General features: G+C 59.0%; 5 protein-coding genes. 4 read left to right on the plus strand and 1 reads right to left on the minus strand.

All coding sequences use genetic code 11. The features are described from left to right. Positions 1-214 precede the first annotated feature (214 nt). On the minus strand, positions 215-1,057 hold the full coding sequence (locus tag VEZ38_RS03490) for an AraC family transcriptional regulator (RefSeq protein ID WP_324891959.1): 843 nt from the start codon (positions 1,055-1,057) through the stop codon (positions 215-217). Between the two features lie 177 nt (positions 1,058-1,234). On the opposite strand from VEZ38_RS03490, the gene VEZ38_RS03495 reads away from it, so the two are divergent. Genes VEZ38_RS03495 through VEZ38_RS03510 form a run of 4 tightly spaced genes read left to right on the plus strand, consistent with a single transcriptional unit; the run spans position 1,235 to position 6,022 of the window. Next, entirely contained in the window at positions 1,235-3,181 is a 1,947-nt protein-coding gene (locus tag VEZ38_RS03495; protein ID WP_324891960.1) for an ADP-ribosylglycohydrolase family protein, read from the plus strand. Between the two features lie 14 nt (positions 3,182-3,195). After that, positions 3,196-4,167 (plus strand): C-terminal binding protein, encoded by a 972-nt coding sequence (locus tag VEZ38_RS03500; RefSeq protein WP_324891961.1) that lies wholly within the window; start codon positions 3,196-3,198, stop codon positions 4,165-4,167. A gap of 51 nt (positions 4,168-4,218) precedes the next feature. Beyond that, positions 4,219-4,992, plus strand: a complete 774-nt coding sequence (locus VEZ38_RS03505) for a glucose 1-dehydrogenase (protein WP_324891962.1) — start codon at positions 4,219-4,221, stop codon at positions 4,990-4,992. Between the two features lie 22 nt (positions 4,993-5,014). Continuing rightward, complete coding sequence (locus tag VEZ38_RS03510; RefSeq protein ID WP_324891963.1) at positions 5,015-6,022, plus strand: alcohol dehydrogenase catalytic domain-containing protein; 1,008 nt, start codon at positions 5,015-5,017, stop codon at positions 6,020-6,022. Positions 6,023-6,114: the final 92 nt, after the last annotated feature.

A 6,114-nucleotide genomic window follows, 5' to 3' on the forward strand; every position in this document is an offset into this window, starting at 1 on the left:
ATGGCTTGCTTCTTCAACTCAAAGCTATACGATTCAAACTTCTGTCCCTTTTTTGCCATAACGAGAAGCACCCCCTATAGTATTCATCGGTTTTAAACACAGGGTGTTTATCCAATGTCCACTATAAGGGGTGCACTTCACATGTAAGGGGCTTTTTTTGTTTTGTACGCCCAGGAAGGGCCATCTTTAAGGGGATCGTCTCGGGCGGACTGCTTTAAGTCTCTAATGCTTTCGTCGAATATTTCCTCCGGTATGCCCCCGGCGACATTCCCATCAAACGTTGAAAATAAAGTCGATAGTACTTTTCGTCGCTAAAGCCGCAATCCAGCGCGATATGTCGAATCGGAGTGCGAGTCGTCTGCAGCAGGCCGCAACTCACCTCAAGTCGGTATCGGTTTAAGAATTGTACGAAGCTGATGCCGAACCGCTGCCGGAACAATTTGCTAAGGTAACTCGCGCTGATGCCGAGCCGGGAAGCGGCCTCTTCGAGTCGGATCGGTTGCTGAAACTCCTCCTTGACCCAAGCCGCCGCTTGCTTGACGAGTTCGCGTTTGCGAATATCTCCGTAGTCCGTCTTCTCCATTCCTTGTCCGGTCAGCCTCACCATCTCCGTCAGAAGAACGGAAAGATAGCCCCTCAGCTTCTCTAAATAACCGTATTGCTTTTCTTTAAACTCTCTATACATCGTTCGAAGGATAAAGTCGACTTCGAAGCCGTCCGTTCCCAAGTATTTCTGTTTGGAAGCCAGCGGAGCGATATCGAAATCGATAAATTCCGGCAGAAAGAGGACATTCACCCATTCGAACGGTTGCCGACTGTCCGTCAACGGGAGAATGGCGTGCGTATCTTCCGGCTTGATGACGAACAAGTCGCCTGAAGACACTTGGAACGTCGCGTCGTTGAGGAGGTGGAGCCCCTTGCCGCAGCGGATATAAACAATCTCGAAAAATTGATGGTTATGAGGCACGGCGCCGTCGTTCATAGCGCTTTCGATCAGGAAAATGCGTTCGGATTCGTCGATGAATCGATTCCGCATGTACTGGAAGGTCGGTTTCATGCCAAAACTCCTCTCTCCGCAGGCTGCGGCTTCTCCTTCAATGTACAGTGCGACGAGGAGCCCTGCAAGCCAAAGTTGTACCGGATTTACCCGAACGGATGACGGATTCACCCCCTGTTTCTTCGCAAGGCTGGTTTATAATCGCTACATCACGGGGCATAAGGGAGAAGGTTCAATGTGAGGACGATTTCGTATTCGGAGTATTACGACAAGGTGTATGCAGGCTGGATCGGGAAATGCATCGGCGGAAACATCGGCGCGGCTGTAGAAAACAACAAATATCTAATGGATTTGAAGGAGTCCGAGGTGTTTCCCGACGACATCCCGCCGAACGACGATTTGGATTTGCAGCTCTTATGGCTTCAGGTGCTGGAGACGAAGGGCGTGCATCTGACGAGCGGCGATTTGGCCGAAGCATGGGAGAAGCATTGTTGGTACCCCTTTAACGAATACGGCTATTTTCTTCACAATTTCGAGCGAGGCATCGCACCGCCGACGTCGGGGTGGTATAACAACCAGTTCTTTCGCCGTTCGATGGGTTGCCCGATTCGGTCGGAAATCTGGGGCATGACGGCTATCGGGAATCCCGAGCTCGCTATGGAATACGCCTATAAAGACGGTACGCTCGATCACGACACGGAATCGGTGTGGGCGGAACAGCTGCTGGCGGCGATGGAAGCGGAAGCGTTCTTCGAGTCCGATCTCGAGAAGCTGTTAGACTTCGGTCTGACTCGCATCCCCGAGGGGAGCGAACTGGCGGCCTGCATCGAATTCGTCCGCGCGAACTATCGGGACGGGGTCGATTGGGGCGCGGCAAGGGCGGCCATGCTGGCCCGCTTCGGCGATCCGGACGCTTCCAAGGCGGTGCAAAATTTGGGGTTAACGATCCTTGCTTTGCTATACGGCGAGAAGGATTTCGGCGCGACGCAGCTGATCGCGTTAAACAGCGGCTACGATACGGATTGCACGTGCGCGACGGCAGGGGCGATTCTGGGATTGATCGGCGGGACGGCGGCCATACCGGATCGTTGGCGAGCCACGGCGAAAGATACGTTCGTCGTCGGCATCGATGTGCGGCGCCCGACGGATCGCATCTCCGATTTGGCGACGGATACATGCCGCGTCGGCGTGGCCATGTCGCGGTCGATCAATCCGAAAATTCGAATCGAAGGCGCGCCGGCCGATCTCGGCTCGGATCGCATTCCGGTCGAACCTCCGAAAGCGGGGATCGACATTTCGGCGGATTATCTCGGTAATCCGGAGCTGATTCCCGGCGAGACGAAGGAGATGATGTTCGTCCTGAGCCACCGAGGGGAATTCGGCGAGGCGGAGGGCATGCTGCGCATCGAGTCTCCGGAACGGTGTACGGTCAGTCCGAATGCGTTCGAATTCCGAATCATGGCGGGGGAGAGTCTGACGTTGCCGGTTCGCGTACGCTTCGACGACGAAGTAAGCCGTATGAGTTCCTCCGTCAAGCTTCGAGCGGTATGGACAGATGCCAAGAGCGCCGAAAGGAAGGAAAAGATCGTCGGACTGGCGGCCGGACAGCCGTTCCGCGTCATCGGTCCGTTCTGGGATTTGTACGACACGACGGTTCCGGGCGCGAAATCGTATTACGACCCGAAGGAGCGCAGGCTTGCGCGGCCGAGGGGGCCCGAACACTTCAACAATTTCGTCAGTCTGGATCGCGAATATATCGAGGAATCGGCGGGATTCGCCGACGTGCAAGGCGGCGCGTTGCGATTTTGGGCGGAGCATAAGCTGCCGATCGACGACTGGATGGGGACGAAGGGGCCGGCCTGTCTGTATCTCGTCCAGGATCTCGACATCGCGGAAGAGCGGGAAGTTCGGATCATGATCGGCAATAACGACGGGTTCCGCCTATGGCTGAACGGCGAGATCGTGGGCGAAAGCAGGGAGCCATGGTATTGGATGCCGTACAATCATGACTTCGCCGTGCGGCTTCGGAAAGGCTTCAATCGGATTGTCGTCAAGGTGATCCGCCGCGGAGGCGGCTGCGACTTCAGCCTCGGCTATGCGATCCCGAATACGTCGCTTCGCTGGGTCGACGACCTGCACGCAATCGTTCCCGCCGAACTCGTCCGCAAGCGCGCAAACCGATAACGAGGGGGATGTCCATGAAAGCTTACGCGTTGCCGCACGATTTTCCGAATCTCGATCAAGAGCGGCAGATGCTTGCCTCCGTAGGGGTAGAATTGACCGAGATCGAAGCGACGGATCCGCAGGACATCGCCCGCGTCGCCGGCGATGCAGTAGCCTTGTTCGTACAATACACGAAGATTACCGAGGAAACCTTGTCGCGCCTGCCTCAATGCAAGGTGATCTTGCGCTACGGCATCGGCGTCGACAATGTCGATCTGGAGGCTGCGGCAAGGTACGGCATTTGGGTGTGCAACGTTCCGTTCTATTGCATCAACGAAGTCGCCGATCACGCCTTCTCCTTCCTGCTCGCGGCCGCAAGAAAGCTGATTCCGAGCAATCGGAGCGTACACGAAGGCAAGTGGGACTTCTTGGACTATCGGCCGATCCAATGCCTTGCGGGCAAGACGCTCGGACTCGCGGGCTTCGGCCGGATCGCGCGACAGGTGGCGAAGCGGGCGCAAGCCTTCGACATGCATGTGATCGCCTACGATCCTTGGGCGCCGGCCGGTGCGTTCGATTCCGCGGGCGTTCGATCGGCGGATCTGGACGAGTTGTTCGGAGAGAGCGATTTTCTGTCCCTGCACGTTCCTCTGACCGACGGCACGAAACATCTGATCAACGAACGTTCCCTCGCCAAGATGAAGGACGGCGTCGTCATTGTGAATACCGCGCGAGGCGGACTCATCCATACGGAGGATGCGGCGAACGGGATCGAGACCGGGAAAATCGGAGCGCTGTGCGTCGACGTCCTGGAGCAAGAGCCGCCGGACGGAAGCCACCCGTGGATCGGCTTGGAACAAGTGCTGATCACGCCGCACAGCGCGTACTACTCGGAGGAATCGCTGCCGAGACTGCAGCGGCAAGCGGCGGAAGAGGTCTTGCGGGTGCTCGGCGGCGAAAGACCGGCTTCGCCGGCGAACGCAAAGTGGATGCCAGAGACGCCATAGCCCGTTCACGGCGCTCGGCGCGCATGTAAATCGGAAGAGGAGGAACCTTCGATGAACGGAAGATTCGAGCATAAAGTCGCGATCGTGACCGGCGGAGGAACCGGCATCGGCCGGGAGACCGCCGTTCGACTAGCTTCGGAGGGCGCAGCGGTCGTGATCGCCAACCGATCCCAGACCCATGCGGAAGGGACGCTGGCCGCGATCCAAGAAGTCGGCGGCAGGGGCATCTTCGTACGAACGAACGTGGGAAGCGGCAAGGATGTGCGGCACCTAATTCGATCGGCGGTAGAAGCCTATGGTCGCTTGGACGTCATCGTTCACAGCGCGGCGGTCGAGTCGCTTCACAGCGTAACGGAGCTTGAGGAAGAGGAGTGGGAGGAGACGATTCGGGTCAACCTGACCAGCGCGTTCCTGCTCGGCAAATACGGCATTCCGGAGCTGATCGCGAGCGGCGGCGGCGCGTTCGTGAACGTCGCGTCGGTGCACGCGCACGCGACGATCGCCAATCATGCCGCGTACGCCGCGTCGAAAGGAGGCATGCTCGCGTTAACAAAGAGCATGGCGATCGACTACGCTAGGCAAGGCGTGCGGGTGAACGCCGTGCTCCCCGGCGCGACGGATACGGGCATGCTGAAGCGTTGGGCCGAGCTCGGCGGGGCGGCGGATGCGATTCCGAACGAGGACTGGAAAGACGCTCAACCGCTCGGTCGAATCGGACACCCGGCCGAGGTGGCGGCGCTGATTTGTTTTCTTGCGAGCGAGGAAGCGAAATTTATCATCGGCTCCGGCGTCGTGATCGACGGCGGCATGCTGGCGGAATTGTAGAGGGGGATGCGCGGTGCCAGAAATGATGAAAGCGCTTGTCTACGAAGGACCTCGCCGTCTGCATATTCGGCAGCTTCCAGTACCGCTACCCTCCGAAGGCGAGGTGTTGATTCAAGTGGCATACGCGGGAATTTGCGGATCGGAGCTGAGCGGATACCTCGGGCATAGCTCCATTCGAGTTCCCCCGCTCGTCATGGGCCATGAGTTTGCCGGGACGATCGCGGCGATCGGCTCGGGAGTCCAAGGGCTTCGACCGGGAGATCGCGTCGCAGCCAACCCGTTGGTATCCTGCCTTCGATGCAGGCTCTGCGCGAAGGGGCAGCCGCAGCTTTGCCCGGAGCGGCGACTGTTAGGGGCGCACGCCCCGGGGGCGTTCGCGGAGTACGTCGTCGTGCCGGATCGGAACGTGTATTTGCTGCGCGCCGGGGTCGGATTCGACGACGGGGCGTTCGCGGAGCCCTTGGCATGCGGTATTCATGCATGCCGTTTGCTGGAGCTGCAGCCGACCGACAGTCTGTTTATCGCGGGCGGCGGCCCCATCGGGTTGCTCTTGCTCCAAGCCGCCCAGCGGTTCGGCGTCCGACACATCGTCGTCAGCGACCTGAACGAAAGCAGGTTGGCCGTCGCAAGGGAGCTCGGCGCGGCGGCGGTCAAGACGACCGAAGAGCTTGCCCTGCAACGGCCGAGGGGCGGCTTCGACGCCGTCGTCGACGCCGTCGGCGTCGACGCGACCCGCGTCGCCTGTCTCGAGCAAGCCCGGCCCGGGGGGAGCGTCGCGTTCATCGGCTTACATGAAGCGAATAGCGCGCTTCCGATCAATGTCGCCATTCGAAGCGAACTCCGGATGTTCGGTTCCTTCGCGTATACGCCTTTCGACTTCGAGACGGCATTGCAATGGATCGCGGACGGGAGTATTCGCGCCGCGTCGTGGACTGCGCAGGCGCCGCTGGAGGAAGGGGCGGAATGCTTTGGCCGATTGATCGAAGGCAAGAGCGCCGCCGCGAAAATTTTGCTTTCGATCTCATCGTAACCGGACGGGAAGGGGCGAGCTGTATGGAAGAAGGACACCGTCGAGACGGGGACGGCGAATTCGGGCCGTTCGAGCAAGTCGTATTGGAAAAC

This window comes from Paenibacillus sp. (genome assembly GCF_035645235.1).
Taxonomy (GTDB): domain Bacteria; phylum Bacillota; class Bacilli; order Paenibacillales; family YIM-B00363; genus Paenibacillus_AE.

Excerpts from the sequence above, each read along its gene's own strand:
- VEZ38_RS03490 (WP_324891959.1), bottom strand. The coding sequence starts at position 1,057 with ATGAAACCGACCTTCCAGTACATGCGGAATCGATTCATCGACGAATCC.
- VEZ38_RS03500 (WP_324891961.1), top strand. The coding sequence starts at position 3,196 with ATGAAAGCTTACGCGTTGCCGCACGATTTTCCGAATCTCGATCAAGAG.
- VEZ38_RS03505 (WP_324891962.1), top strand. The coding sequence starts at position 4,219 with ATGAACGGAAGATTCGAGCATAAAGTCGCGATCGTGACCGGCGGAGGA.
- VEZ38_RS03510 (WP_324891963.1), top strand. The coding sequence starts at position 5,015 with ATGATGAAAGCGCTTGTCTACGAAGGACCTCGCCGTCTGCATATTCGG.